Origin of the sequence: Kitasatospora sp. NPDC092948 (genome assembly GCF_044754805.1) — a bacterium.
Classification (GTDB): Bacteria; Actinomycetota; Actinomycetes; order Streptomycetales; family Streptomycetaceae; genus Kitasatospora.
Window position 1 is genome coordinate 49553 of record NZ_JBIVPU010000008.1, and the last position, 26764, is coordinate 76316.

A 26764-nucleotide genomic window follows, 5' to 3' on the forward strand; every position below is an offset into this window, starting at 1 on the left:
GGCCGGGCCTCGCAGTGCCTGGGGCGGTGCCGGAACCTGGCCCCCGGCCCGCGTCCCCGGCCGGTCAGGCCTCGCCGTTCGATCTGCGGCCCGTTGCCGCCGGGCCGGGCCTCGCAGTGCCTGGGGCGGTGCCGGAACCTGGCCCCCGGCCCGCGTCCCCGGCCGGTCAGGCCTCGCCGTTCGATCTGCGGCCCGTTGTCCCCGGGCCGGGCTCCGCAGCGCCTGGGGCGGTCCCGCAGTCTGACCCCCGGCCCGACCCCCAGGCCCCTGCCGCATCGTCACTGGCGGCCACTCAGGTGTTGCCCGCCCTGGACCCGTCGGTGCCGCCGGCAGGCTCTCGGCCCACCGCGACGCCGCTGCCCGCCCCGCACCCGGCGGCGTCGCGGTCCGTCCCGCCGCGGCCGACCCACGCGCCGGATGCCGTCGTCCCCGCGCCGCACCCTGCGCCCGCGCCGCACCCTGCGCCCGCGCCGCACTCCGCCCCCGCGCCTCGCTCCGCTCCCGTGCCGCAGCCCGACTCTTCGCCTCACTCCGCCCCCGCGCCTCACCCTGCCCCCGCGTCACAGCCCGCCCCCACGCCGCACTCCGCTCCCGCGTCACAGCCCGCCTCCTCGCCCCATTCCGCCCCCGCGCCGCAGCCCGACGGTGGGCAGCTTCTTGCCGCGGGCGAGGCGCAGTTGCCTGTCGACATGCGTAAGCGTCTCTCGTTGCGCAAGCAGCAGGTCGCCGTGAGTCTGCAGAAGCACGGTGCGCAGGGGGTGGTGGCGCGGATTGTGTTGGTGCTGGATGCGTCGGGGTCGATGGCGGGGGTGTACCGCCGGGGTGTGGTCGCGGATGTGGTGGAGCGGATGGCGGCGGTGGCCGTGCAGTTGGACGACGACGGGGTGATGCAGGCGTGGACGTTCGCGAGCCGGCCGGCGCGGTTGCCGGATGTGGGGTTGCCGGGGTTGCCGGAGTGGTTGCGGCTGCATGTGCGGCCCGGTGAGGCGAATCTGGGGCTGTTCGGGCGGCGTCGGGTGCGGGCGCCGCGGCCGGACGGGCGGGTGGACATGAAGGCGGTCGGCATTCAGAACGAGGAGCAGCGGGTGATCGCCGAGGTGCGGGCGTTCGTCCGGGCGTACCCGTCGCCGGTGCCGACGCTGGTGCTGTTCTTCTCGGACGGCGGCGTCTACCGCAACTTCGAGATCGAGACGCAGTTGCGGGAGGCCGTCGAGGAGCCGATCTTCTGGCAGTTCGTCGGTCTGGGGCAGTCCGACTACGGCGTGCTGGAGCGGTTCGACGAGTTGCCGGGCCGCCGGGTCGACAATGTCGGGTTCTTCTCGGTGGACGACATCAGCACCCTTCCGGACGCGGAGCTGTACGACCGGCTGCTGTCCGAGTTCCCGCGGTGGATCACGGCCGCCCGCCGGGCGGGGATCCTGCGGAGTTGACGGGGCGTCAGGAGTGAGCGTCAGGCGGCGGCGCGCGTGGTGCGGTCGGTGACCGACACCACGCCGTCGACGGCGGCGCAGAGTTCGCGCAGGGTGCGGGCGGGGCAGTGCGGGGCGGTGGTGCCGCTGAGGGTGACTTCGCCCTGGGTGACGTCGACGGTGATCAGGGAGGGGCTGGCGCCTTCGAGGGTGGTGAGGACGTCCTCGACGATCTCGCGGCGGATCGCCTGGTCCTCGCGGAGGAAGACCCGCAGCAGGTCGCCGCGGCTGACGGTGCCGATCAGCCGGCCGTCGGCGGGGGAGACCACCGGGAGGCGCTTCACCCGTCGACGGGTCATCAGGCGGGCGGCGGCGACCACCGTGGAGTCGGGGGTGGTGCACACCGCGGGCGAGGTCATCAGGTCGGCGGCGGTGGTGCCGGTGCCGCGCAGGTGGACGGGCGCGGGCAGCAGGGACGCCGGGTCGTACTGGGCGAGCTGGGTGCGCAGCAGGTCCGCCTCGGAGACCACGCCGAGCGGCCGGTGGTCGGTGTCGACCACCGGCACGGCGGTGATGTCGTAGTCGTTGAGCAGCGCGACGATCTCGCGGAAGCCCGTGCCGGGGCTGACGGTGACCACGTGACGGGTCATCATCGCTCCGACGGTGCAGTGCCGCATCGTCCGTCGCCTCCTCGGTCGGCGCCGGTCCGGTGCCGGCGTTCCCACTCTGCGGGGCGGGCGGCGTCGGGCGCGAGGGCCGGAGGTCCCGTCCGGCGGGGCCGGTCGGCGGGCCGGGGCGGCAGCAGCCGGAGCCCGGACACCCATTCGGGGCGGATCCGGACGGACACCGCGGGCGGCCCGGTCGCCGTGGCCGGGTGCACGGCGTCGGCGTGGCCGAGCACGGTGACGGTCCAGCCGCTGCCGTCGGCGGGGTCGACCTGGTCGGCCTGGAAGGCGACGACGGTGCCGGTCACGGCGCGGAGCAGTTCTTCGTCGGGCTGGTCGACCAGCACGCTGCCGCCGTCCACCAGGCGGTAGCGGACCGGCAGGACGGCGGGGAGGGCGTGCCGGGTGTAGACGAGCCGGCCGACCGAGTGACGGGCCATCAGGCGCAGGCACTGGCCGGGGTCGAGGGAGACGCCATCGGCGGAGGAGGCGGGTTCGCGGGTCATACGCCGATCCTGCGCGGTCGGGGCCGCCCGGCGGGAGGGCCTTTGGTCGTTCCCGTACCGGTCGAGCGGCCCCCCGAACGGCGGGGGTGCGGGCACCGGGATACGAACCGATTACGTTCTTTAACTGTTCATAGAACTGTTTGTGTGTTCATCGTCAGGCTGTCAGTCGGCCAGCCCCCAGCTACCCGACTGGAGTCACGAGTGAGCCCCTCCTCCTCCGTACGCCGCCGCACCCTCACCGCCGGCGCCCTCACGGCGAGCGCCGCGCTGCTCGTCGCCGCCGTCCAGGTCGACACCGCCTCCGCCGCCCCCGGCCGCGACGCGGCGGTCGCCCGTGCGGAGGCGAACGTCTCCCACCACGCCGACCTGTTCGGCTTCGGACCCGGCCAGGGCCTGAACGTCAAGGACGTGATCATCGACGCGAACGGCGCGCAGCACGTCCGCTTCGACCGCACCTACCGCGGCCTCCCGGTGGTCGGCGGCGACCTGGTGGTCCATCAGGACGCCCACGGCAGGCTCATCGACTCCTCCCGCGCCAAGGGCCACGACCCGGCGGTGAAGTCCGTGGTGCCGACCGTCTCCGCGCAGCACGGCGCCGCCGCCGCGCTCGGCCGGACCCAGGGCATATCCGGCGCCGTCGCCACCCCCGAACTGGTCGTCTGGGCCGCCGACGGCACCGCCCGCCTCGCCTGGCAGACCACCGTCAGCGGCGAGGGCAAGCAGGGCCAGCCGACCGGACAGGTCGTCGTCACCGACGCCACTACCGGTGAGGCGATCGAGAGTTACGACTCCGAGCAGTCCGCCGCCGGCACCGGCCACTCCGAGTACACCGGCGACGTCCGGGTCGACACCACCCAGCAGGCCGACGGCAGCTACGCGCTGACCGACCCGGTCCGCGGCCACACCACCCGGGACGCCAAGAACCTCGGCGCGAGCAGCGTCAAGGCCACCTCCGGAAGCGTGTTCACCAACACCTCCAACGTGTGGGGCGACGGCCGGAAGTTCTCCACGGACCGGTCCACCGCCGCCGTCGACGCCCACGCCAACACCGCCTGGACGTACGACTACTACCTCAACACCTTCGGCCGCAAGGGCATCAAGAACGACGGCCGCGGCGCCACCGTGTTCGTCCACGTCGGCACCAAGTGGGACAACGCCCAGTGGGTCGACAGCTGCTTCTGCATGATGACCGGCGACGGCGACGGCACCACCGACCCCGAGCAGGTCGACCTCGACACCATGGGCCACGAGATGACCCACGGCGTCACCAGCGCCACCGCCAACCTGCGCTACAGCGGCGAGTCCGGCGGCCTCAACGAGGCCACCAGCGACATCTTCGGCACCATGGTCGAGTGGTACGCCAACAACCCGGTGGACACCCCCGACTACCTGTTCAGCGACCAGTCCACCCCGCCGTGGCTGCGCCGCTTCGACAAGCCGTCGCTGGACGGCGCGTCCGCCGACTGCTGGAGCAAGAAGGTCGGCCAGCTGGACGTGCACTACTCCTCCGGCGTCGCCAACCACTGGTTCTACCTGGCCAGTGAGGGCAGCGGCAGCAAGACCATCAACGGCTTCACCTACAACAGCCCGACCTGCAACAGCTCCACCGTCACCGGCATCGGCAACCAGAAGGTCGCCGCGATCTGGTACCGGGCGCTGACCGTCTACATGACCTCCACCACCAACTACGCCGGGGCCCGCACCGCCGCCCTGAACGCCGCCCGCGACCTGTACGGCGCCACCTCCACCGAGTACGCGACGGTCGCCGCCGCGTGGAGCGCGGTCAGCGTCAGCTGATCGGACAACCGCCAGGAGGCCGATATCCTGGCGCGATGAGCGACAACCTGCCCCCCTGCCCCAGCTGCGCCGGCCAGTACACCTACGAGATGGACGCCCTGATGGTCTGCCCCGAGTGCGGCCACGAGTGGGCGCCCGCCGAGGAGGCCGCGGCGCAGCAGGCGGGGGAGCGGGAGATCCGGGACGCCGTCGGCAACGTGCTGGCCGACGGCGACACCGTCACCGTGGTCAAGGCCCTGAAGGTGAAGGGCAGCGTCTCCGGCATCAAGGCCGGCACCAAGGTGCGCAACATCCGGCTGGTCGACGGCGTCGACGGCCACGACATCGACTGCCGGATCGAGGGCTTCGGCGCCATGCAGCTGAAGTCCAGCGTGGTCAAGAAGGCCTGACCCGCGCCGCCCCGCCGCCGCACCGCGAGCATCGCCGTGCCCCCGGACGCCCTGCGCGGGCCCGGGGGCACGGCCACGGGCGGGCCCGGCTTGCTAGGGTCGGCGCGACGCCCCGTGCCCTTCGGGCCTTGAACGAGACGGTGACGACCACGTGAACGCCGAGAACCCGCAGTCGCTTCCGGTGGCCAGCGTTCCGCTGTACCAGCTGAAGGCGGAGTTCTTCAAGACGCTGGGCCACCCGGTGCGGATCCGGGTCCTGGAGCTGCTCAGCACCCGTGACCACGCCGTCGCCGAGATGCTGCCCGAGGTCGGCGTGGAGCCGGCCAACCTGTCCCAGCAGCTGGCCGTGCTGCGCCGAGCCAAGCTGGTGCACGCCCGCCGCGAGGGCTCCACGGTGGTGTACTCGCTGGCCAGCGGCGAGGTCGCCGACCTGCTGCGGGTCGCCCGGTCCATTCTCGGCTCGCTGATCACCGACCAGGCCGGCCTGCTCGCCGACCTGCGGGCCGCCGACAACGGCTGACGCCGCGTCACCTTCCCCGCCCCGCCTGCGGGGGGCGCCTCCGCGCCCCGAACGGGCAGACCCGTGCAGGCCACATGCAGACATTGCGACTTGCGAAATTCTTCAAGTCGATACATCCTGATCGGGTGCCCGGCCGGTCCGTCCTGCCCGGGCGGCTGCGTGCCGACGCTGGAAGGGGGCCGGACGTGACCGAGGTGTTCGAGGACGAGCTCCGCGAGCAACTCGCCATCGCCGAAAGGGCGTTGCGTGAGGCAACGGATGCCGACGACGACCACGGCGCGCAGGCGCACGCCGGTCGGATCGCCGGGCTGCTACGGATCGCGGAGCAGCACGGCATCGCCGTCCCGCCCCGGTCCGCGGCCGACGAACCAGAGTCGGAACACCAGAAAGAGAGCTGAAACGGTGCCCGCGTCGCAGTGCCAGGCCCAGGCGGAGGTCCTTGATCCGCTCGCCCCGATCCGCTGCGGCGGGACGGCGTGAACGGCGCGGGAGTGCTCGGGCGGCGGGTGCGGGCGGTGCTTCCGGACCGTCAGGTGCTGGCCACCGTGCGGCGGGACCCGCGCCGCGACCTGCTCGCCGGGCTGACGGTGGCCGTCGTGGCGCTGCCGCTGGCGCTGGGCTTCGGGGTCTCCTCCGGGGCGGGCGCGGCGGCCGGGCTGGCCACCGCCGTGGTCGCGGGTGCGATCGCCGCGGTGTTCGGCGGCTCCGGCCTCCAGGTCACCGGCCCGACCGGTGCGATGACGGTGGTGCTGGTGCCGATCGTGGCCCGCTACGGCACCGCGGGCGTGCTGACCGTCGGCCTGCTCGCCGGCCTGCTGCTGGTCCTGCTGGCGTTGGCCGGCGCCGGGCGGTGGATGGCGTACGTGCCGGTTCCGGTGGTGGAGGGGTTCACGGTCGGCATCGCCGGCGTGATCGCCCTCCAGCAGGTGCCCGGCGCGCTCGGCGTCGACAAGCCCGACGGCGGGAACCCGGCGGTGGTCGCCGCCCGCGCCGTCCGGGAGTTCGCGGCCTCCCCGCACTGGGCGGCCGTGCTGCTCGCCGCGGGCGTCGCCGCGCTGATGCTGATCGGCGGGAAGCTGCGGCCCGGCCTGCCGTTCTCGCTGATCGCCGTGGTCGCCGCCACCGTGCTGGCCAAGGCCGTCGAGCTGCCGGTCGCCGTCATCGGACGGCTGCCGGCCGGGCTGCCCAGCCCGTCGCTGGGCTTCCTCGACCTGTCCGCCGTGCCCGCTCTGCTGCCGTCCGCGCTGGTGGTCGCCGCGCTCGGCGCGCTGGAGTCGCTGATGTCGGCGACCGCCGCCGACGCGATGACCGCGAACGACCCCCGCCGGTGCGGCGAACGGCACGACAGCGACCGGGAGTTGTTCGGCCAGGGCCTGGCCAACCTGGTGGCGCCGCTGTTCGGAGGCGTCGCCGCGACCGGCGCGATCGCCCGTACCGCCGTCAACGTGCGCAGCGGCGCGGTCTCCCGGCTGGCCGCGCTGGTGCACGCCGCCGTGCTGGCCGTGGTGGTGTTCGCCGCCGCGCCGCTGGTCGCCGACATTCCGCTGGCGGCGCTGGCCGGCGTGCTGATCGCCACCGCCGTGCGGATGGTGCAGGCCGGGACGCTGCGCGCACTGGCCCGCACCGGGCGCGGCGAGGCCGCCGTGCTGGTGGCGACCGCCGCCGCCACCCTCGCCTTCGACCTGGTGACCGCCGTCGCGGTCGGCCTGCTGCTGGCCGGCGCGCTCGCGCTGCGCGCCGTCGCCCGGGCCGCCCGGCTGGAGCGGCTGCCGGTGTCCGAGGAGGGCCACCCGGACGGCCGGATCGCCGCCTACCGCCTGCACGGCCCGCTGCTGTTCGCCGCCGCGCACCGGCTCCGCCTCGAACTGACCGGCGCCGAACGCGCCGAGGTGGTGATCCTGCGGATGTCGCAGGTCACCGCGGTCGACGCCAGCGGCGCGACCGTCCTCGGCGACGCCCTCGCCGACCTGCACCGCCGCGGCACCCGGGTCCTGCTGTCCGGGCTGCCCGCAGAACACCGGCGACCGCTCGACGCGCTCGGCGTGCTGGACGAACTGCACGCCCGGCAGGGCCTGTTCACCACCACCGCGGAGGCCCTCGCGCACGCCCGCGACACCCTGCCGGCCGTCCCCGCCCCCGCCGTCGGCACACGCTGAGCGGCCGGGGCCGGGCCGCCCGGTAGAGTGGCCACGGCGACACCCCCTCGGGGTGCGCGACGGCGGTGGGGCCCGCCGGACCCGAACCGCGGCGATCCGCCGCCAACGGTCCCTACTTGTACAGTGGCGCGCCCGGATCGCTCGGGTGCCGTGCGAGTAGGAGAAAGTGTGCCCGTGGAGAGTTCCCAGCCGACGGCGGCCGGTTCCGTCGAGGCCGAGGTCGAGGACCGGCCGGTGCGGCGTCGCGGCCCGGACCGCGAACTGATGTCCGTGATCGGTGTGGTGGCGGTCGGCGGGGTGCTCGGCGCGTGCGCCCGGTACGCGATCTCGCTCGGGTGGCCGACGCCGACGGACGGGTTCCCGTGGGCGACGCTGGTGATCAACGCGGTCGGCTGCGCGGTGATCGGGGCGTTCATGACGGTGCTCACCGAGGCCTGGCGGGCCCACCGGCTGGTGCGGCCGTTCTTCGGCACCGGCGTCCTCGGCGGGTTCACCACCTTCTCCACCTACGCGGTCGACATCCAGCGCCTGATGCTGGCCGGCCGCGCCCCGGCGGCGCTCGGCTACCTGGCCGCCACCCTGGTCGCCGCGATGGTCGCGGTCTGGGCCGGCGCGGCCGTCGCCCGCCGGGTGATCGGACGGAGGACGCGATGACCGCACGGACCGAACGGGCGCTGCGGCTGACGGTGCTGGCCGGCGAGGACCAGCGCTGGCACCACCGCCCGCTGTACGCCGAGATCGTGCACCGCGCGCACGCCGCCCGGCTGGCCGGGGCCAGCGTGTTCCGCGGCATCGAGGGCTTCGGCGCGTCCGCGCTGGTGCACACCTCCCGGCTGCTGTCGGTCGGCGACGACCTGCCGGTGGCGGTCGTGGTGGTGGACCGCGAGGAGCGGATCCGGGCGTTCCTGCCGCAGCTGGACGACCTGCTCGACCGCTGCCTGGTGACGCTCGACCCGTGCGAGGTGCTCCGGCCCGTCGCAGAGCCGTCCGGCGGCCTGCCCGCCGGCCTGGCGTCCGACGACCCGTCCGACGACCCGTCCGACGGCTCCGGGGAGGCCCGGTGAACTGGCTGCTGGTGATCGTCGGCGCGGCGGTCGGGGCGCCGCTGCGCTACCTGACCGACCGGGCGGTGCAGGCCCGGCACGACACGGTCTTCCCGTGGGGGACGTTCGCGGTCAACGTGTCCGGCTCCCTGGTGCTCGGCCTGCTGACCGGCGCGGTCGCCGCCGGCGCGGCCTCCTCGCAGCTCCAACTGCTGGTCGGCACCGGCTTCTGCGGGGCGCTGACCACGTACTCGACGTTCTCGTACGAGACGCTGCGGCTGGCCGAGAGCGGGGCCCGGTTCTACGCGGTGGTGAACGTGGCGGGAAGTGTGGTCGCCGGGCTGGGGTCGGCGTTCACCGGGTGGGCGATCGCCCAGGCGCTGTGGGTGTGAGGCGCCGGCCGGGGGGTGTGAGGCACCGGCCGGAGGGTGGCCCGTTCTCGACGGAGCGGTGCGGCGGAGCACCGCAATCCTGAACATGGACATGGCTGGTCGGGGGCTGTTGCCGCGTTCGGCCGGGCGCCCCCGCACGGCCGCGATCCGGACAGAATTCCCCATCCGGCCAAAATCATCTTCCCGTGGCCACGGACCGCGAGTTAGCGTGACGTTGAGTTAGTTGCCCGAGGCACTCAACTGCCCGGGTCGTGCGCAGTCGCAGGCCCACCCGCCGACGCCACCGCCGGCCCAGCTCCGGAAGGGAGCACCTGATGGCCACCGTCGCCGAAACCTCCCCCAGCAGTCACCCCGCCCCGCGCGAGGAGACCTGCCCGTTCGCCCCGCCGCCCGCCTACCAGCAGGCCCGCCGCGACGAACCGATCAGCCGCATCGCCCTCTACGACGGCGCCTCGGCCTGGCTGGTCACCCGCCACGAGGACGTCCGCGCCATCCTGGCCGACAAGCGGTTCAGCTCCGACCCCGTCAACCCCGGCTTCCCGTTCCTCACCGAGGCCGCCCGCCAGTTCCTCACCCTCAAGCCCACCTTCATCCGGCTCGACGACCCCGAACACAGCCGGCTGCGCCGCATGCTCACCGGCGACTTCACCGTCCGCAGGACCGCCGGGCTGCGCCCCGAGATCCAGCGGATCACCGACGAGCTGATCGACAGGATGATCGACGGACGCGGCCAGGCCGACCTGGTGAGCGAGTTCGCGCTGCCGTTGCCGTCCCTGGTGATCTGCCTGCTGCTCGGCGTTCCCTACGAGGACCACGACTTCTTCCAGGAGTGCAGCCGCACCCTGCTGCACCGCGGAGCCGCCACCGCGGACATCGTCGAGGCCAACGCCCGACTCACCGAATACCTGGACACGCTGACCGCGTCCAAGCGCGACAACCCCGACGACGGCATCCTCAGCCGCCTGGTCGCCCGCGGCGAACTCGACATCGAGGACATCGGCGCGATGGGCCGGCTGCTGCTGATCGCCGGGCACGAGACCACCGCCAACATGACCGCGCTGTCGGTGCTCGCCCTGCTGCGCAACCCCGAGCAGCTCGCCCACCTGCGCGCCCACCCCGAGGCGATGCCCGCCGCGGTCGAGGAACTGCTGCGCTACCTCTCCATCGTGCAGACCGGCCTGGTCCGGGTCGCCGTCGCGGACGCCGAGATCGGCGGCACCGAGATCCGGGCCGGCGAGGGCGTCATCCTCCAGATCAACACCGCCAACTGGGACGACGGCCGCTACCCCGACGCCGACAGCCTCGACCTCACCCGCGACACCCGCCACCACCTGGCCTTCGGCTTCGGCGTCCACCAGTGCCTCGGCCAGCCGCTCGCCCGGCTGGAGCTGGAGATCGCCCTGGAGACCCTGCTGCGCCGGCTGCCCGAACTGCGGCTGGCGATGCCGTTCGAGGACGTCCCGTTCCGGCACGACATGCTGATCTACGGTGTCCACGAGCTCCAGATCGCCTGGTGACCGCCGCCCCGCCGGCCCGCGCCGGTGACCCCGCGAAAGAAGGAACCGTGATCGTCTCCGTCGACCAGGACCGCTGCTGCGGCGCCGGGCAGTGCGTCCGCAACGCCCCCGAGGTGTTCGACCAGCGCGAGGAGGACGGCATCGTGCTGCTGCTCGACGCCCGCCCGCCCGCCGACCTGCGCTCCGCCGTCGAGGACGCCGTGGCGTCCTGCCCGGCCGGCGCCGTCCGGGTCACCGAGGACTGACCGGACAGCTGTCGAGAGCCGTCCCGCCGTGGCTCACGGCGGGACGGCTCCATTCGCGGCGACGGTGCGTCAGTGGCCGCGGGCGATCCACTCGTCCAGGTGCGGGGCCTCCGCGCCGACGGTCGTCGAATCGCCGTGGCCGGTGCGGACCACCGTGTCGGCGGGGAGCGTCAGCAGGCGGTCGCGGATCGAGTCGATGATGGTCGGGAAGTCCGAGAACGACCGGCCGGTCGCGCCCGGGCCGCCCGCGAACAGGGTGTCGCCGGTGAAGACCGTGCCGAGCTCCGGCGCGTACAGGCTGACCGCGCCCGGGCTGTGGCCCGGGGTGTGCAGCACCGTCAGGGTGGTGCCGGCCACGGTCAGTTCCTGGCCGTCGGCGAGCGCCGCGTCGGGCTTCCGGTCCGGGTGGGTCAGCTGCCACAGCACCTGGTCGTCCGGGTGCAGCAGGATCGGCGCGCCCGTGCGGGCGGCCAGCTCCGGCGCGGCGTCGACGTGGTCGTTGTGCGCGTGGGTGGAGACGATCGCCAGCAGCTTCCGCCCGGCCACCGCCGCGGCGATCGCGTCCGCGTCGTGCGCGGCGTCGATGACGATCACCTCGTGGTCGTCGCCGACCAGCCAGACGTTGTTGTCGACCTCCCAGGTGCCGCCGTCCAGGCAGAACTCGCCCGCGGTGACCAGGTGTTCGATCCGGGCCGCCATCAGAGGACCACCACCGAACGCAGCACCTCGCCGCGGTGCATCCGGGCGAACGCCTCCTCGACGCCGTCCAGCGGGATGGTCTCGCTGACGAACGCGTCCAGGTCGAGCCGGCCCTGCAGGTACAGGTCGATCAGCATCGGGAAGTCCCGCTCCGGCAGGCAGTCGCCGTACCAGGACGACTTGAGCGCGCCGCCGCGACCGAACACGTCCAGCAGCGGCAGTTCGAGCGTCATCTCCGGCGTCGGCACGCCGACCAGCACCACGGTGCCCGCCAGGTCGCGGGCGTAGAACGCCTGCTTGTACGTCTCCGGGCGGCCGACCGCGTCGATCACCACGTCCGCGCCGTTGCCGCCGGTCAGCTCACGGATCGCCTCGACGGCGTCGGTCTCCCGGGAGTTGACGGTGTGGGTGGCGCCCAGCTCGCGGGCCGTGACCAGCTTGCGGTCGTCCACGTCCACCGCGATGATCCGCGACGCGCCCGCCAGCCGGGAGCCGACCACCGCGGCGTTGCCGACGCCGCCGCAGCCGATCACCGCGACGCTGTCGCCGCGGCCCACCTGGCCGGTGTTGATCGCCGCACCCAGACCGGCCATCACGCCGCAGCCCAGCAGGCCCGCCGCGGCCGGCGAGGCCGACGGGTCCACCTTGGTGCACTGGCCCGCCGCGACCAGGGTCTTCTCGGCGAACGCGCCGATGCCCAGGGCCGGCGACAGCTCGGTGCCGTCCTCCAGCGTCATCTTCTGCTTCGCGTTGTGGGTGGCGAAGCAGTACTGCGGCCGGCCACGCCGACACGCCCGGCAACGACCGCACACCGCACGCCAGTTGAGGATCACGAAGTCACCGGGCACGACATTGTCGACACCCTCGCCGACGGCCTCCACCACGCCCGCCGCCTCGTGGCCCAGCAGGAACGGGAACTCGTCGTTGATCCCGCCCTCCCGGTAGTGCAGGTCGGTGTGGCACACGCCGCACGCCTGCACCTTCACCACCGCCTCGCCCGGCCCCGGATCGGGCACCACGATCGGCACCACCTCCACCGGTGCGCCCTTCGCCCGAGCGATCACACCCCGCACAACCTGAGCCATCCCGAAACTCTCTTCCCTCTACGACGATTCGCGGCGCGGACGCGCCCCTGCCGGTCAGCCCCGGCGCACACCGGGTCGACGTTCCAGCAGCACAGCGCCGCTGTCCCGGCCCTGACACACCAGCAGCGTACCGAGCGCGAGCCACCCCGCGGCCAGCAGCCAGCCGCCCAGCACGTCGAGCGACCAGTGCACCCCCAGATAGACCCGGCTCGCCCCCACCGCCGCCGCGAACACCACCGCGCACCCCGCCGCGACCCGGGCCGCCGCCGGACGGACCAGCGCCACCGCGAGCGCCAGCAGCCCCGCGCCGGCCGCCGCCGTGAACGCGTGCCCCGACGGGAACGAGAAACCGGACGCCTGCACCGCCCGGACGGCGAGCGGCGGCCGGGGCCGGCCGAACCCGTGCATCAGCACCTGCCGCAGCCCCTGGCCCAGCAACAGCCACACCGCCGGCGCGAACAGCACCACCGCGACCCGCTGCCGCGTCCGGCGGGCCGCAGGCGCCCCCGCCGCCGGCGGCCCCGGCACCCGCCGGACCGCCAGCGCCCCCGCCGCCAGCGCCATCAGGAACGGCAACGGCGCCGACCCGCAGGCCGTCACCACCGTCGCCATCGTCACCGCGCCGGGCGGCCGGTGCCCCACGCACCAGTCCAGCACCGCCTGCTCGAAACCGAACGGCCCCCACCCGTTGGCCGCCAGCGCCAGCGCCAGCACCCCGAACGCCGCCCAGCAGCCGACCAGCGCCCACCTGGGGCCCGGGCCCGTCCAGTCGGCTGTCATCGCGGAAACCTCCCGGGTCGGCAGCGGCGCACCCGCGCGCCGCAGCAGCCATCGTACGGGCCCGAACAACGCCGGCCGCCGCGAGTGGCCCGGACCTCGCTAGGATGCGGCCGGTTCGAACAGCAGGATTCGAACGGCAGGTGAAGGGGCGTCAACCATGGCCGAGCAGACGGTGGCCGAAGAACTCGGCGACAGGTACGTCGGAATGCTCGCCGAAGTCTCCCGCTCCGGGCGGCGGCTGAGCCGGGGCGAGGTCGACTCCCTACGGGCGCTCGGCGAACGCTGCGCCGAGACCGGACAGGGCCTGCGCGAGGTGGTCGCCCACTGCATGGGCGCCGGACGCCGCGCCTGGCCCGCCCTGCCTGGCATCGCCGGAGCCTGCACCGTCGGCGAACTGCGCCAGGTCGGCGAAGCGCTGCTGATCGCCGCCGAGACCGCGCTCGCCGCGCTCGGCGAAGGCCACGAACGGGCACAGCGACTGGCGGTCCGCCAGGAGGAGGCCGCCCGCCGCGAGTTCATCGACGACCTGCTGTACGGACGCAGCGACCTCGGCACCCTCGCGGAGCGCGCCGAACGCTTCGGCCTGCGGCTGGCCCGCACCCACGCCGTCGCCGTCGCCACCGCGGAACGGCCCTACGGACACGTCGACCCCGTGGTCCGGTGGGTCGAACGGGAACTGACCGGCCGCTTCGGCGAACGCGACGTCCTGCTCGCCACCAAGGACGGCCGCATGGTGTGCGTCGCCCCCGAGAGCGAACAGGCCGTCCTCGACGCCTTCGCCCGCCTGGCGCTGCGCCCCGGCTCCGGCTACCCGCCCGCCCGCCGGGTCGCCACCGGGCGGCAGCACTCGGGGGCCGGCGGCGTGGTGCGCAGCTACGAGGAGGCGCTCGACGCGCTCGACTTCGCGGAGCGCCTCGACCTGCCCGCGGAGCTGCTGAAGGCCGAGGAACTGCTGGTCTTCCCGGTCCTGATGCGGGACCGCGCCGCGATGGCGGACCTGGTCCGCACCGTCCTCGGCCCGCTGGCCGCCGCGCGCGGCGGCGCCGGCCCGCTGCTCGACACCATCGCCGTCCAGGCCGAGGCGGGCTACGTCAACGCGGAGGCCGCCCGCCGCCTGGGCGTCAGCGTCCGCACCCTCGGCTACCGCACCGAACGCATCAAGGCCCTGACCGGCTACGACCCGGCGGACGCGCTGCACCGCTACACCCTGGAAACAGCAGCCATGGGCGCCCGCCTGCTGGGCTGGCCGGCACAGCCGCTGTAGATCTTCCTCCGGATCTGCAGGTGGGTGCGACTGCGCCCTACCGGCCGCAGGAGCTCGGATACCGGCTCCGAACCGCGACGATCCAGAGACTGCTGGTCCGTCATGGCGACGGATGCCCTGCTCGGCAGCTCGTTCGAGTGGTGCCGCAGTGGAACCCGGCGGTGGTGGGGCCACGGGTGTCGGAGTCCTGTGCTTCACCGCTCGCGCCCAGAGGGCAGGCCCGTTCGAATCCCGTGGACGGTCTGCCTGCTCGGGGTGGATGATCCGGTCATGCCGACTGAAGAAGAGCTCGTTTCGATGGACGCGCGCATCGCGGCCGCGTCCATGGGGGCGTGGGTTCCCGTGCTGGAGACTCGCGGTGCGACCGGCGGGGCGAGCTGCATCCGGATCTCTCCGGCCACTGCCGTGGATGACGACGAGATGTATCTCAGTCGATTCGTCAACGGAGAACGGGTGCAGGTCGGTCCGGACCTGCAACTGGATGCCGATCTCGATTTCATCGCTTCCGCGCGACAGGACATGCCCCGCCTGGTCGCCGAGGTGAGGCGACTGCGAGGCCTGCTGCAGGGGGACGGTGACCGGCGGCATGCCGCTTTCGTGGCGCTCCGTGAGCTCGGGCGAAGCCTCGACCACCGTGATCGGGCGGATGCCGGTCGTGGCCTGGCGGCCTTCGCCGACCTGCGGGAGGCCCTCGGGCCGCTGCTGGAGCTCGTGCTCGACCCGGGCGACACGTTCGTCACCCGGGTGACCACGGAAGCGGTACTTCGGCGAATGGACAGGGCCGGGCTGACGGTAGTCGCCTCCGCGATGGCAGTGGCCGACGCGAATCACAGCGATTGGATCCACACCGCCGTCGTCGACGTGTTCAGCATTTTCTCCGAGGACCGGGACCGAGCGAGGCAACTGTGCGAGGAGATGCTGCGGGACGCCGACGACCGGGTCGCCCTGGGAGCCCGTCGGTTGCACGACATCCTGGCCGAGATCGACCCCGTTCTTCGCCCCGCGTAGCGCGGATCATCCCTGCGGGGCGGCGATCCGGGCTCCAGCCACTGCTCGGCCCGGCCGTCATCGGCGGCGGCAGGTGGGCCACGGTGCTCGTGGAAGGCCGGGACCGGCCGGTCGGCGGTCGGGCCCTGACCGTCCTGCTCGGCCTTTCCGCGGATCTGCTGCTCCGCCGTCGCGGAGGGCGCGGCCGTGTGTGTTCGAGGGGTGCAGAGCCCGGATGGCGCCAGTGAGCCTCCGTCGGGTGGAGCAGTTCGCGGATCGGGCGTCAAGAGGGCATGAAGATTGCCGGATTCTGGAAATGTGCGGAGCGGCCCCGAGCTGACACGATCTTCCTGTCGCCGGGAGACCGGCGCAGCCGGGCCGGTGGGGAGCGGGGGGTTCGTTTCCGCTGGTCCAGGGTGTCGACGCCCCGTTGCCGGGGGGTTGGGGCGTCGGCACCTGCGGGGGAGACGGGGGGAAGGGCGCCGCCTTTTTCGGGTGGAGCGATGCGGGGCGGACGGGGGTCACGGCCCCGGCGCTTCCATCGAGGAAGGCGGCGGATCCCTCCCGACGAGCACCCGGCCGGACGGCCGGGCGCAGGGCCTCCTCGCGGACGCGGGTCGAGCATCGTCGCGGTGCCTCGGAGCCGTGTCGCCGAGGGGGCTGCTGCGTCGTCGGCGGGTCCGGTCGAGCCTCGAGGCGTGCCGGCCCGTGCGGTGGCCGGGGGAGTGCCCGACGTCCTGCTCGGTGCGGTTGGCCAGGGCGTTCCGGCGATCCGGGTGCACCCGCCGGGAGCGGAGTCTTCCGCAGCGCCGAGCAGTCCCGGAACGGGGAGCGGGGACGGTGCGGCCGTCCAAGGTGTCGGCCGCGGCTACGCCACAACCGGTAGCCGGCGCTCCGTCGGGCGGCGGGACCGGCCGCCGTGCGAACGGCTGCGAGGGGTAGCCGGAGGTACGGGTTCATGTCAAGGTGCTGGGTTGCCGGCGGGTGGCCCGCCTAGCATGTGGGGCCATCGAACTCCCTTTCACCGTAAGGGAGTTCGCCGCGCAGTCGGTCGTCGCGCACCGGCCGTTGCGCCGGCACCTGCCCGCCCCGTCCCCGGTGTCCGGGGCGGGGTGCGTGCGCACCGGCCGCCGTACCCGTCCTCACCACCCTGGGGGTTGACCGCCCATGCACATCGGATCCGACGTACCGTCCGCCCGGCCCGTGCGGGCCGCGCTGCTGGTGCTGGCCCTGCTGGCCGCGCTGCTCGCCGCCGCCGTGCCGGCCGCGGGCCCCGCGCACGCCGCCGTTCCCGACCGTTGGGGCTTCGCGTTCCTCGACAACCCGACGCCGCCGACCGGATATGTTCCGGACCCGTCGCGGCAGTGGGGCAGTTGGCCCGCTCCGGCGAGCAATCCCGTCACCGTCGACCAGACCGGCCTCGGCAGCTATGCGGTGCACTTCCCGTTGATCGCCGGCCCCGGCGGCGTCGCCCATGTCACCGCGGTCAACCGCAGCGGCACCTGGTGCCAGCTCGCCGGCTGGGGCTCCGTCGGCAGCGGCATCGACGTGAACGTGGCCTGCTACCGGCCCACCGGCACGCCCGACAACTCGCCGTTCACCGTGCTGTACAGCAGCAGCAGCGGCGTTCCCGTCCCGCCCGGCGGCGACTACGCGTACCTGGACTCCACGCCGGGCGGCGCGCTGATCAGCCAGTACAACTCCGCCGGCGGCAGCAACGTCGTCGGCCACAGCTCCACCGGCGTCTGGAAGGCCTGGCTGCCCGGCGTCGGCTCCTCCGGCAACCTCGGCAACGTCGAGGTCACCGCCGTCGACCCGGCGCAGGGCGCCCGCTGCAAGGTCGTCGAGTGGGGGCCGTCCGGCAGCGGCCAGACCTTCGTGGTCGCCTGCTTCGACGCGTCGAACCTGCCGTACGACACCGAATGGACGCTCAGCTACTCCGTCAAGCGCGCCGTGCACGGCCCGGCGATCCCGCCGAAGTCGTTCGGCTACCTCTGGTACAACGGTTCGGTGCCGGCCGGCACCAACTTCAACTCGGTGGCCGGCAGCAACGGCCTGGCCGTCGGCGTCCCGTCCACCGTCACTCTCCCGGGTATCGCTGTGCCCTCCGACCACGCCCAGGTCACCGCGTTCGGCGGCGGCCCCGGCTGGTGCCAGCTGGCCGTGCCGTGGGCCCGCAGCTCAGGCACCGTCCAGCTGTACCCGATCTGCTTCAACCCCGGTGGGGCGCCCGTCGCCGCACCGTTCTTCACGGCCTACACCTCGGCGTTCTGACCGCCCGTCACCGGCCGCGCAGGTGACGGCCGGTCGCCGTCCGCGCCCCGCCCCCGGTCCTCGGGGGCGGGGTTCGGTGTGCCCGGGGCCGTTTCGTAACCGTACGGAATCGGGTGATTACTGATAGAGATGGCGGGTCAGCTTTTGCAAGGGAGCCACCATGACCGTGATGACCGACCGCAACCCGCCGCCCGCGGCGGAGCCGGACCCGCGCGGCGCCGCGCGCCGGCCCGGGAATGTCCTCGTCCGCTGGATCACCACCACCGACCACAAGACGATCGGCACCCTGTACCTGGGCACGTCGTTCGCGTTCTTCCTGATCGGCGGAGTGATGGCGCTGATCATGCGCGCCGAGCTGGCCCGGCCGGGCACGCAGTTCGTCTCCAACGAGCAGTTCAACCAACTGTTCACCATGCACGGCACGGTCATGCTGCTGGTGTTCGCCACCCCGCTGTTCTCGGGCTTCGCGAACTGGATCATGCCGCTCCAGATCGGCGCGCCGGACGTCGCGTTCCCACGGCTGAACATGTTCGCCTACTGGCTCTACCTGTTCGGCTCGCTGATCGCCGTGGCGGGCTTCCTCACGCCCAACGGCGCGGCGGACTTCGGCTGGTTCGCCTACTCGCCGCTGACGGACGCGGTGCACTCGCCGAACATCGGCGGCGACCTGTGGATCATGGGCCTGGTGTTCTCCGGCTTCGGCACGATCCTCGGCTCGGTCAACTTCATCACCACGATCATCTGCATGCGCGCGCCCGGCATGACCATGTTCCGGATGTCGATCTTCGTCTGGAACACCCTGCTGACCGCCGTGCTGGTCATCATGGTCTTCCCGCTGCTGGCCGCCGCCCTGCTCGCGCTGGAGGCCGACCGCAAGTTCGGCGCCCACGTCTTCGACCCGGCCAACGGCGGACCGATCCTCTGGCAGCACCTGTTCTGGTTCTTCGGCCACCCCGAGGTCTACATCATCGCGCTGCCGTTCTTCGGCATCATCTCCGAGATCATCCCGGTCTTCGCCCGCAAGCCGATGTTCGGCTACTCCGGCCTGATCGCCGCCACCATCGCCATCGCCGGCCTCTCGGTGACGGTGTGGGCGCACCACATGTTCGTCACCGGCCAAGTGCTGCTGCCGTTCTTCTCGTTCATGACCTTCCTGATCGCCATCCCGACGGGTGTGAAGTTCTTCAACTGGATCGGCACCATGTGGAAGGGCTCACTGAGCTTCGAGACACCGATGCTGTGGGCCGTCGGCTTCCTGGTCACCTTCCTGTTCGGCGGCCTGACGGGCGTGCTGCTCGCCTCCCCGCCGATCGACTTCCACGTCTCCGACTCGTACTTCGTCGTCGCCCACTTCCACTACGTGGTCTTCGGCACCGTCGTCTTCGCGATGTTCGCCGGCTTCCACTTCTGGTGGCCCAAGATGACCGGCCGGATGCTGGACGAACGGCTCGGCAAGATCTGCTTCTGGACGCTGTTCGTCGGCTTCCACACCACCTTCCTGGTGCAGCACTGGCTCGGCGCCGAAGGCATGCCGCGCCGGTACGCCGACTACCTGGCCTCGGACGGCTTCACCACGCTCAACATGATCTCCACCATCGGCTCGTTCCTGCTGGGCCTGTCGATGCTGCCGTTCCTCTACAACGTCTGGAAGACCGCCAAGTACGCGCCCAAGGTGAACGAGGACGACCCGTGGGGCTGGGGCCGTTCGCTGGAGTGGGTGACGTCCTGCCCGCCGCCGCGGCACAACTTCGTCACCCTGCCGCGGATCCGCTCCGAGTCCCCGGCGTTCAACCTGCACCACCCCGAGGTCCCCGACGACCTCCAGGACGTCGGACACCAGGCGAACCGGGCGATCACGGACGACGAGCGGCGATGAGCGAGCGGCCGCCCACCGGCCGGGCCCCCTCCGTCGGCGCCGCGGGCGAGGCCGACGCGGGCCTGCGGCAGCTGGAGGGCTACCTGTACTGGCAGGACCAGAACCGGCAGGCCCGGCGGGCCGCCCAGGAATTCGCCGACCTGCTGCCCTGGCTGACCGCCGCTCAGCGACTGGACCTGGAGAACCACCTCGCCCACACCCAGCTCCAGGCCACCCGCCGCGGGCTCGAACAGTTCCGCGAGCACCGCGAGCGACTCCGCGAGCAGTACGGGGCCCGCTACCACCGGCTGCGGGTCCGCTGCGTGCTGACCGCGCTGCTGTCCACCGCGGTCTGCGTGACGGTGCTCCTGGCGGTCGCCCGCCACTGACCACCGCCACCGACCGTCGCGATCGGCCGGCGACCGCCGCCGCGGGGCCCCGACGTCCGACCGGACGGCGGGGCCCCGCTGACGCCCCGTCGGACGGTCGGGCGGCTCCTCAGTCGTCGGACGCCGCGCGCTCGGCGGACGGGCGGCGCCGTGCGGACGGGGCGAGCGCGGGGGAGGTCCAGACGCCGTCCGGCTGGTACACGTTCGTGCCGGGCGGGACGATCTCGTCGATCCGGTCCAGCGCCGCGTCGTCCAGCACCAGCGAGGCGCCCTTCAGCAGGCCGGTCAGCTGCTCCACGGTGCGCGGGCCGATGATCACCGAGGTGACCGCCGGGTGCGCCAGCGGGAACGCCACCGCCAGCTCCGGCAGCGTGCAGCCCACCTCGTCGGCCAGCGCGACGAGCTGCTCCACCGCGTCGAGCTTGCGGGCGTTCACCGGAAGGGCCGGGTCGAACCGGTGCGGGTGCAGCGCCGCCCGCCCCGCCGACAGGTCGATCGTGCCGCCCTTGCGGTGCCGGCCCGTCAGGAACCCGGACGCCAGCGGACTCCAGGTCAGCACCCCCATGCCGAAGCGCTGCGCCACCGGCAGCACCGACGACTCGATGCCGCGCGCCAGGATCGAGTACGGCGGCTGCTCGGTGCGAAAGCGCGGCAGTGCCCGGCGCTCCGCCACCCAGTGCGACTCGACGATCTCCTCCGCGGGGAACGTCGAGCACCCGAACGCCCGGATCTTGCCCTGCCGGACCAGGTCGCCCAGCGCCGACAGCGTCTCCTCGACGTCCGTCCGGCTGTCCGGCCGGTGCACCTGGTACAGGTCGATCCAGTCGGTGCGCAGCCGGCGCAGACTGTTCTCCACGGCCTGCACGATCCACCGCCGCGAGTTCCCGCCCCGGTTCGGCCCCGGCCCCATCGGGAAGTGCACCTTGGTGGCCAGCACCACGTCCTCGCGCCGCCCCTCCAGGGCCTTGCCGACGATCTCCTCCGACTCGCCCGCCGAGTACATGTCCGCCGTGTCGACGAAGTTGATCCCGTGGTCCAGCGCCGCGTGCACCAGCCGGATGCCCTCCTGGTGGTCCGGGTTGCCGACCTTCCCCAGCATCATGGTGCCGAGGCAGTGCGCGCTCACCTCGATGCCGGTACCGCCCAGAATCCGGTAACGCATGGTCAATCCCCTTTGCTCCGCTGTTCGTTGCGCGACGCGCCGCCGGTCACTGTAGGAGTTGGAGTGGGCTCCAGAGCAAGTCCCCCCCCGGGTCGGGACCGCGCCGTCCGTGGGAGACTCGCCCGCATGGTCTCGGTAGTGCAGAATGTGGCGATCGACTGCGCCGACGCGTACGAACTGGCCCGGTTCTGGGGCGAGGTGACCGGGCGTCCGGTCGACCCCGGCGCGAAGCCGGGGGACGGCGAGACGCAGGTGGAGCTGGACGGCGGGCTGGTGCTGTACTTCAACCAGGTCCCGGAGCCGAAGACGGTCAAGAACCGCGTCCACCTGTGCCTGCGGCCCGACGGCGCTCCGCGGGACGGGGAGGTCGAACGCCTGCTGGCGCTCGGCGCCGCCCTCGTCGCCGACCGGCGCAACCCCGACGGCACCGGGTGGGCGGTCCTCGCCGACCCCGAGGGAAACGAATTCTGTGTGCTGCGCAGCACCGCCGAACGGGCCGTCACCGGCTCCTGAGCCGCGCGGACGCCGAAAGCCCCGCAAGGCGGACCGCCTTGCGGGGCTCCCGTCCGGTCAGCCGGACGTTCCGGCGGCGGCCACCAACGGGGCGGCGTCGGAGATCGGGCTGCCGACGCCCATCCGGACGGGCACGGAACCGGCCGCCCGCTGGACCTCCTGCGCGAAGGCCTGCGACGCCGCGCCCTCCTCGGAGGTGGTGACGAGGACGCCGGTGCCGTCCGAGGACGACCCGGAGGAGTAGACCGGGTAGGAGAAGGGCTGCTGCCGCTGGGCCGCGAAGATCTGCTCGGAGGCCCGGGCCTCGGCCTTCGCGGTGTACCGGCAGGCGACGATCTCGACGTTCACCCCGACGGTGTCCGGGTGGGCCCGGTGCGCCGCCTCGACCAGGCCCCGGGCGCGCGCCGGGTCGGTGGCGTACAGCGTCACGTGGTCGTGGTGGACGTACAGGCTGCCGTAGACGTCGCCGAACTCGCCGCGTCCCTGCTCGCCGAGGGCCTGTGCGGCGTCCTCCACCGGGCCGGGGACGGCCGGGGTGCTGCCGGGCGCCGGCCCGGACGGGGACGCGGTGGCCGGGACCGCCGCTGCGAGCGTCGGCGTGCCGCCGGTCGAGGCGGTGGAGCCGCAGGCGGTGAGCAGGGCGAACGCGCCCAGGGCGAGCGGCAGCGCGGCAGCGGCGGTACGGCGGTTCAACTGGTGTTCCCCTCAGAGGTGTTGATGGACCGGCGATGGGACGTGGGTCGCGTCCGGCCGGTTCCCCCGCGGAGCGTCCGTGGTGCGCAGCGGCCACCACAGGGCGCGGCCGAGGAGAACGGCGACCGCCGGGACCAGGGCCAGCGACAGGACGGTGGCGGAGAGCAGGATGCCGAGCGTGAGGGCGAAGGCCACCTGCTCGCTGCCCGGCGTCGCGGCCAGGGTGGCGAAGGATCCGGCCAGCACCAGGCCCGCGGTGGCGATGGTGGGCGTGGTGTGGCGCAGGGCGCGGGCCACGGCGGCGCGGGCCGGGCCGGGGCGGCGCATCTCCTCGCGGATCCGGTCGGTGATCAGGATGTTGTAGTCGGTGCCGAGCGCGACCACGAACAGGAACAGCACCAGCGGCAGGGTGAAGTTGACGCCCGGGCCGGAGCGCAGGTGCTGGAAGACCAGCGTCGACGCGCCCAGGGTGGCCGCGAAGCCCGCGCCGACGGCGAGCATCAGCACCAGCGGCGCCAGCAGGCTGCGCAGGAGCAGCAGCAGGATCAGCGCGATGAGCGCCGCCGCGACCGGGAAGACCACCGTCAGGTCGTGGTCCACGGCGGTCGCGACGTCCGCGAAGATCGCCGCGGTGCCGCCGACGTGGGCGCTCGTCCCGGCGGGCGTGTGCGCGGCGACGGTGGCGCGGACCGGGCCGGAGACCAGGTCGCGGGCCTGCTGGCTCTGCGGGTCGGCGGTCGGGTAGAGGTCGATCCGGGCGGCCCGGCCGTCCGGGCTGAGCGCCGTCCGGCCGACCTGGCCGATGCCGTCGACCCGGGACAACTCCCGGGCGAGAGCGTCGAACTGATCGGCCTTCACCGGCCCGCCGTCGTTCGCGGTGAGGAACACCGTGGTCGGGTCGGAGACGCCCGCCGGCAGCGCCCGGGAGATCTCCGCGGCGGTGGCGGCGGCGGGGGTGCGGGAGGAGGACCCGCTCTGGCCGTAGTCCATCCGGATGCCCGCGACGCCGGCCGTCAGCACGCCGAGCAGCACCACGGCCGAGACCAGCAGGACCATCGGCCGCCGGGCGACGAACTCGCCGTACCGGCCAGCGAAACCCTCCCGCGGCCGGCGGTGCAGCGACCGGGACGGCCAGAACATCCCCCGGCCGCAGGCCGCGAGCAGCGCCGGCATCAGGGTGAGGCTGGCCAGCAGCATGACCAGGACGGCGACCGCGACGGCCGGGCCGAGCGAGCGGAACTCGCCGAAGGTGGCCACGCCCAGGGTGGCGAACGCCGCGACGATGGTCAGCGCGGCGGAGGTGATCGCGGTGCCGACCCGGCCCGCGACCTCGGCGGCCGCCTCCCGGGCGGGCTGCTCGGGCCGGGCCCGCAGCTGCTCGCGGAACCGGAACAGCAGGAACAGCAGGTAGTCGATGCCGATGCCGAGCAGCACCACCGCGATCAGGCTCTGCGTGGACGGGGCCAGCTTCAGCCCGGTGAGCGCCGCCACCCCGGCCACCGCGCCGCCGGCCGCGCCGCTGACGATCGAGACGGCGAGCAGCGGCAGCACCGCCGCCAGCACACTGCGGAACACCAGCACGTTGAGCAGCACGATCAGGCCCATCAGCAGCGCACCGCCGACCGTCGCGGCGGTCTGGTTCGCGTCCGTGCTGTCGGCGGCGTCGGCCAGGCCGCCGGTGAACCCGGTGCGCAGGCCGGCCCCGGCGAACTCGGCGCGGGCGGAGTCCCGGAAGGCCTTGTAGACCTTCTGCGCGCTCTGGTCGCCCGGGTCGCCGGTCATGGAGACGGCGAGCAGTTCGAAGCTGCGGTCGGGGGCGAGCATCGCCGGGGCGACCTTCGGGGTCTGCGAGAAGTCGGGCAGCAGGAAGGCCGGCTCGTCCTTCATCCGCGGCTGTTCGACGCGCCGCTCGCCGAGCCGGGCCGCCCCGGCCTCGATCCGCTGCTGGTCGCCGTCGGTCAGCGTCTTGCCGTCGGTGCGGGCGACCAGCACCGTGATGACGGTGGCGTCCGGGTCCAGCCCGAAGTGGTCCTCGGCGATCCGCAGGGCGGCCGCCGAGTCGTAGCTGCGGGGCAGGAAGTCCCCGGACTGCGACTGGGTGACCCGGGAGAACAGCAGCGGACCGAGCATGGTCAGCCCGATCCCCACGACCGCCCACAGGGCGATCACCTTCCAGGCGTTCCTGGCAGCGAATCCGGTCAGTGCGCGGATCACGAAACCCTCCGGCTGATGGACGCGCACGTCGCCGGTGGACGTGAACGTCGGTGTGGATGCCGGGACTTCCCGGCCTGATGCCGGGATTTCCCGACCTGCCCACAGCTCATCAGACGGAACCGGGCCGGGGCGTCGGGGCAGCGGACGATCCGCGCCGGGGTCCCCGCTCCCGCCGCCCGCCCGGACCCGGGACCCTGCTCCCAGTGCCGACAGCCCCCGGGGACCACGTCCGGCCCCCGGGCGCGGTGCGAGAATGGCCGCATCACTGCTGATCAGCGACCCGGGGCCGACCGGGCAACGGGGAGACGGGACATGCGCGGACGCCGGGGAGACACGACATGAGCCGGGACGAGCGGCGCGGGTTCGACGGCCTGCCGTGGAGCCGGAACGACGCCCTGGTGGCCGTCGGCGCCGGCCTGCTGGACCTGGTCGGCCACCTGCTGTTCACGGCGGTCGTCGAAGGCGGCACCAGCGTGCTCGGCTTCCTGCTCGCCCTGTTCTCCGGGCTGCCGCTGCTGTTCCGGCGCACCCACCCGCTGCCGATGTTCGCCGCCGTCCTGGTGCTCCAGGTGGGCACCAACCTGACCGAGCCGGTCGCGATCCACTTCGGCGCGGTGCTGACGGTGGCGCTGTTCAGCCTCGCCCGGGTCTGCCCGATCCGGGTGACCGTCGCGACGATGGCCGTCACCTCGGTGGTGACGGTGCTGACCCAGAGCCACTTCCGGATGCCCGGCTGGGACGCGGTGGTCGCCGCACCGGCCTCCTCCCTGCTGGTCGCGGGCGCGGGCCTGGCGGTCTCCCGCTGGCAGCGCGAGGTCGCCGCCAACCGCCGACTGCTCGCCGACCGCGCGGTCGCCGAGGAACGCCGGCGCATCGCCCGGGAGTTGCACGACATCGTGGCCCACCACATCACCACCATGCAGCTGATGGCCGGCGGCGCCCGCGCCAACCTCGCCGACCCCGAGGTGGTCCGGGACGCCCTGATCACGCTGGAATCCTCCGGCCGGCTCGCACTGCGCGAGATGCGCCAACTGCTGGACGTGCTGCGGGCCGGCGACGAACCCGACGCCGCCCCGCCGTCCCCGCAGCCCGGCGCCGACGACCTCGGCCGACTGGTCGACGACTCCCGCCGGGCCGGCCTGCCCACCGAACTGACCGTCCACGGCGCCCCGCGCCCGCTGCCGCCCACCCTCGGCCTGACCGTCTTCCGGCTCGTCCAGGAAGCCCTCACCAACGCCCGCAAGTACGCCGGCCCCGCGGCCCGCGCGACCGTCCGCCTGACGTACCGTCAGGACGCCGTCGTGGTCGCGGTCCGCGACGACGGCACCGGCGGCGCGGGCGCGGGCGGCGCGGGGGAGAGTGGCGGCCACGGCCTGATCGGCATGCGCGAACGCGTCGCCCTGCACGGCGGCGTCCTGACCTGTGGCCCGCACCCCGACGGCGGCTTCGCCGTACTCGCCGAACTTCCCCTGACCGCAGACGAGACGGCCGAGGCCGAGCTCCAGCACGGAGAGGTGCCCGCATGAACGCCGCCGCCCCCGCGATCCGCGTCCTGGTCGCCGACGACCAGCCCCTGGTCCGCCGCGGACTGACGCTGATCCTCGCCCCCAACCCGTCCTTCGAGGTGGTCGGCGAGGCCGAGAACGGCGAACAGGCCGTCGACCTCGCCCACCGGCTGCGCCCCGACGTGGTCGTGATGGACCTGCGGATGCCCGTCCTGGACGGCGTCGCCGCCACCGAACAGCTCGCCCGCACCCTCCCCGACTGCCGGGTGCTCGCGCTCTCCACCTTCGACCTGGACGAGTACGTGGTCGCCGCGCTGCGGGCCGGCGCCCACGGATTCCTGCCCAAGGACGTCTCCCCGGAGGACCTCGCCGCCGCCATCCGCACCGTGCACGCCGGCGACGCCGTGGTCGCGCCCCGCCTGCTCACCCGCCTGATCGCCACCCACGTCCGGGCCCCGCAGCCCGCCCCGGCGGCCGCGGTCGCCGTCCCTGCCGCGGCCGACCTCACCCCGCGCGAACGCGAGGTCTGGCGGCTGATGGCGACCGGCCTCGACAACACCGCGATCGCCGACGCCATGGAGATCAGCCCGTCCACCGTGAAGAACCACATCACCGGCCTGTTCGCCAAACTCGACGTCCGCGACCGCGCGCAGGCCGTCATCGCCGCGTACGAATCCGGCCTGATCACGCCCAGCCGGCCCTGAT

General features: G+C 73.5%; 27 protein-coding genes. 19 read left to right on the plus strand and 8 right to left on the minus strand.

Annotated elements, in window-relative coordinates:
- The first annotated feature begins 14 nt into the window (after positions 1-14).
- On the plus strand, positions 15-1430 hold the full coding sequence (locus ACIQF6_RS23140) for a VWA domain-containing protein (protein ID WP_400898346.1): 1416 nt from the start codon (positions 15-17) through the stop codon (positions 1428-1430).
- A gap of 20 nt (positions 1431-1450) precedes the next feature.
- Here the strand turns inward: ACIQF6_RS23140 and ACIQF6_RS23145 are convergent, their stop codons facing one another.
- Entirely contained in the window at positions 1451-2062 is a 612-nt protein-coding gene (locus ACIQF6_RS23145; RefSeq protein WP_400897928.1) for a CBS domain-containing protein, read from the minus strand.
- On the minus strand, positions 2059-2580 hold the full coding sequence (locus ACIQF6_RS23150) for a pyridoxamine 5'-phosphate oxidase family protein (RefSeq protein ID WP_400897930.1): 522 nt from the start codon (positions 2578-2580) through the stop codon (positions 2059-2061). Before ACIQF6_RS23150 ends, ACIQF6_RS23145 begins: the two co-directional genes overlap by 4 nt.
- Positions 2581-2781: 201 nt before the next feature.
- Here ACIQF6_RS23150 and ACIQF6_RS23155 point away from each other — a divergent pair, with 201 nt between their 5' ends.
- The 10 genes from ACIQF6_RS23155 (at position 2782) to ACIQF6_RS23200 (ending at position 10639) form a co-directional block, all read left to right on the plus strand.
- Positions 2782-4377 carry a M4 family metallopeptidase gene (locus ACIQF6_RS23155; RefSeq protein WP_400897932.1) on the plus strand — a complete coding sequence of 532 codons (1596 nt, stop codon included), beginning with the start codon at positions 2782-2784 and terminating at the stop codon, positions 4375-4377.
- 35 nt (positions 4378-4412) lie between these two features.
- Positions 4413-4766, plus strand: coding sequence for a zinc ribbon domain-containing protein YjdM (locus tag ACIQF6_RS23160; RefSeq protein WP_400897934.1), 354 nt, complete (start codon positions 4413-4415; stop codon positions 4764-4766).
- A gap of 151 nt (positions 4767-4917) precedes the next feature.
- Positions 4918-5286, plus strand: a complete 369-nt coding sequence (locus tag ACIQF6_RS23165) for an ArsR/SmtB family transcription factor (protein ID WP_400897936.1) — start codon at positions 4918-4920, stop codon at positions 5284-5286.
- Positions 5287-5471: 185 nt separating this feature from the next.
- Positions 5472-5684: a hypothetical protein gene (locus ACIQF6_RS23170; protein WP_400897938.1), complete on the plus strand. Its 213-nt coding sequence runs from the start codon at positions 5472-5474 to the stop codon at positions 5682-5684.
- Between the two features lie 108 nt (positions 5685-5792).
- Entirely contained in the window at positions 5793-7442 is a 1650-nt protein-coding gene (locus ACIQF6_RS23175) for a SulP family inorganic anion transporter (protein ID WP_400898348.1), read from the plus strand.
- A gap of 264 nt (positions 7443-7706) precedes the next feature.
- Positions 7707-8096: a fluoride efflux transporter CrcB gene (crcB, locus tag ACIQF6_RS23180; protein WP_400898350.1), complete on the plus strand. Its 390-nt coding sequence runs from the start codon at positions 7707-7709 to the stop codon at positions 8094-8096.
- Complete coding sequence (locus ACIQF6_RS23185) at positions 8093-8506, plus strand: DUF190 domain-containing protein (RefSeq protein ID WP_400897940.1); 414 nt, start codon at positions 8093-8095, stop codon at positions 8504-8506. Before crcB (ACIQF6_RS23180) ends, ACIQF6_RS23185 begins: the two co-directional genes overlap by 4 nt.
- A complete protein-coding gene (gene crcB / locus ACIQF6_RS23190) occupies positions 8503-8877 on the plus strand; it encodes a fluoride efflux transporter CrcB (protein WP_400897942.1) in 375 nt (124 codons plus the stop codon). Before ACIQF6_RS23185 ends, crcB (ACIQF6_RS23190) begins: the two co-directional genes overlap by 4 nt.
- Before the next feature lie 314 nt (positions 8878-9191).
- Positions 9192-10394 carry a cytochrome P450 gene (locus ACIQF6_RS23195; protein WP_400897944.1) on the plus strand — a complete coding sequence of 401 codons (1203 nt, stop codon included), beginning with the start codon at positions 9192-9194 and terminating at the stop codon, positions 10392-10394.
- A gap of 47 nt (positions 10395-10441) precedes the next feature.
- The gene (locus ACIQF6_RS23200) at positions 10442-10639 is read left to right on the plus strand and encodes a ferredoxin (RefSeq protein WP_400897946.1); all 198 of its coding nucleotides are present in this window, start codon (positions 10442-10444) and stop codon (positions 10637-10639) included.
- A 69-nt stretch (positions 10640-10708) separates the two neighbouring features.
- On the opposite strand, the gene ACIQF6_RS23205 is transcribed toward ACIQF6_RS23200, so the two are convergent.
- The 3 genes from ACIQF6_RS23205 to ACIQF6_RS23215 are packed head-to-tail and all read right to left on the minus strand — an operon-like array spanning position 10709 to position 13203.
- The gene (locus ACIQF6_RS23205) at positions 10709-11338 is read right to left on the minus strand and encodes an MBL fold metallo-hydrolase (protein ID WP_400897948.1); all 630 of its coding nucleotides are present in this window, start codon (positions 11336-11338) and stop codon (positions 10709-10711) included.
- Positions 11338-12423, minus strand: a complete 1086-nt coding sequence (locus ACIQF6_RS23210; RefSeq protein ID WP_400897950.1) for an S-(hydroxymethyl)mycothiol dehydrogenase — start codon at positions 12421-12423, stop codon at positions 11338-11340. Before ACIQF6_RS23210 ends, ACIQF6_RS23205 begins: the two co-directional genes overlap by 1 nt.
- A gap of 54 nt (positions 12424-12477) precedes the next feature.
- Complete coding sequence (locus ACIQF6_RS23215; RefSeq protein WP_400897952.1) at positions 12478-13203, minus strand: phosphatase PAP2 family protein; 726 nt, start codon at positions 13201-13203, stop codon at positions 12478-12480.
- 157 nt (positions 13204-13360) lie between these two features.
- Here ACIQF6_RS23215 and ACIQF6_RS23220 point away from each other — a divergent pair, with 157 nt between their 5' ends.
- The 5 genes from ACIQF6_RS23220 to ACIQF6_RS23240 all read left to right on the plus strand — a co-directional run bounded on the left by ACIQF6_RS23220 (position 13361) and on the right by ACIQF6_RS23240 (position 19972).
- Complete coding sequence (locus tag ACIQF6_RS23220) at positions 13361-14467, plus strand: PucR family transcriptional regulator (RefSeq protein WP_400897954.1); 1107 nt, start codon at positions 13361-13363, stop codon at positions 14465-14467.
- Positions 14468-14737: 270 nt separating this feature from the next.
- Positions 14738-15475, plus strand: coding sequence for a hypothetical protein (locus ACIQF6_RS23225; protein WP_400897956.1), 738 nt, complete (start codon positions 14738-14740; stop codon positions 15473-15475).
- 1146 nt (positions 15476-16621) lie between these two features.
- The gene (locus ACIQF6_RS23230) at positions 16622-17728 is read left to right on the plus strand and encodes a hypothetical protein (RefSeq protein WP_400897958.1); all 1107 of its coding nucleotides are present in this window, start codon (positions 16622-16624) and stop codon (positions 17726-17728) included.
- Positions 17729-17897: 169 nt separating this feature from the next.
- Complete coding sequence (gene ctaD / locus ACIQF6_RS23235; protein WP_400898352.1) at positions 17898-19604, plus strand: cytochrome c oxidase subunit I; 1707 nt, start codon at positions 17898-17900, stop codon at positions 19602-19604.
- The gene (locus ACIQF6_RS23240) at positions 19601-19972 is read left to right on the plus strand and encodes a hypothetical protein (protein ID WP_400897960.1); all 372 of its coding nucleotides are present in this window, start codon (positions 19601-19603) and stop codon (positions 19970-19972) included. The genes ctaD and ACIQF6_RS23240 overlap by 4 nt, the downstream gene beginning before the upstream one ends.
- Positions 19973-20081: 109 nt before the next feature.
- Here the strand turns inward: ACIQF6_RS23240 and ACIQF6_RS23245 are convergent, their stop codons facing one another.
- Positions 20082-21134 (minus strand): aldo/keto reductase, encoded by a 1053-nt coding sequence (locus tag ACIQF6_RS23245; protein WP_400897962.1) that lies wholly within the window; start codon positions 21132-21134, stop codon positions 20082-20084.
- Between the two features lie 126 nt (positions 21135-21260).
- On the opposite strand from ACIQF6_RS23245, the gene ACIQF6_RS23250 reads away from it, so the two are divergent.
- Positions 21261-21647, plus strand: coding sequence for a VOC family protein (locus ACIQF6_RS23250; RefSeq protein WP_400897964.1), 387 nt, complete (start codon positions 21261-21263; stop codon positions 21645-21647).
- Positions 21648-21704: 57 nt separating this feature from the next.
- Here the strand turns inward: ACIQF6_RS23250 and ACIQF6_RS23255 are convergent, their stop codons facing one another.
- Complete coding sequence (locus tag ACIQF6_RS23255) at positions 21705-22340, minus strand: hypothetical protein (protein ID WP_400897966.1); 636 nt, start codon at positions 22338-22340, stop codon at positions 21705-21707.
- A 12-nt stretch (positions 22341-22352) separates the two neighbouring features.
- On the minus strand, positions 22353-24554 hold the full coding sequence (locus ACIQF6_RS23260; protein WP_400897968.1) for an MMPL family transporter: 2202 nt from the start codon (positions 24552-24554) through the stop codon (positions 22353-22355).
- A gap of 338 nt (positions 24555-24892) precedes the next feature.
- On the opposite strand from ACIQF6_RS23260, the gene ACIQF6_RS23265 reads away from it, so the two are divergent.
- Entirely contained in the window at positions 24893-26080 is a 1188-nt protein-coding gene (locus tag ACIQF6_RS23265; RefSeq protein ID WP_400897970.1) for a sensor histidine kinase, read from the plus strand.
- Positions 26077-26763: a response regulator gene (locus ACIQF6_RS23270; protein ID WP_400897972.1), complete on the plus strand. Its 687-nt coding sequence runs from the start codon at positions 26077-26079 to the stop codon at positions 26761-26763. The genes ACIQF6_RS23265 and ACIQF6_RS23270 overlap by 4 nt, the downstream gene beginning before the upstream one ends.
- Position 26764: the final 1 nt, after the last annotated feature.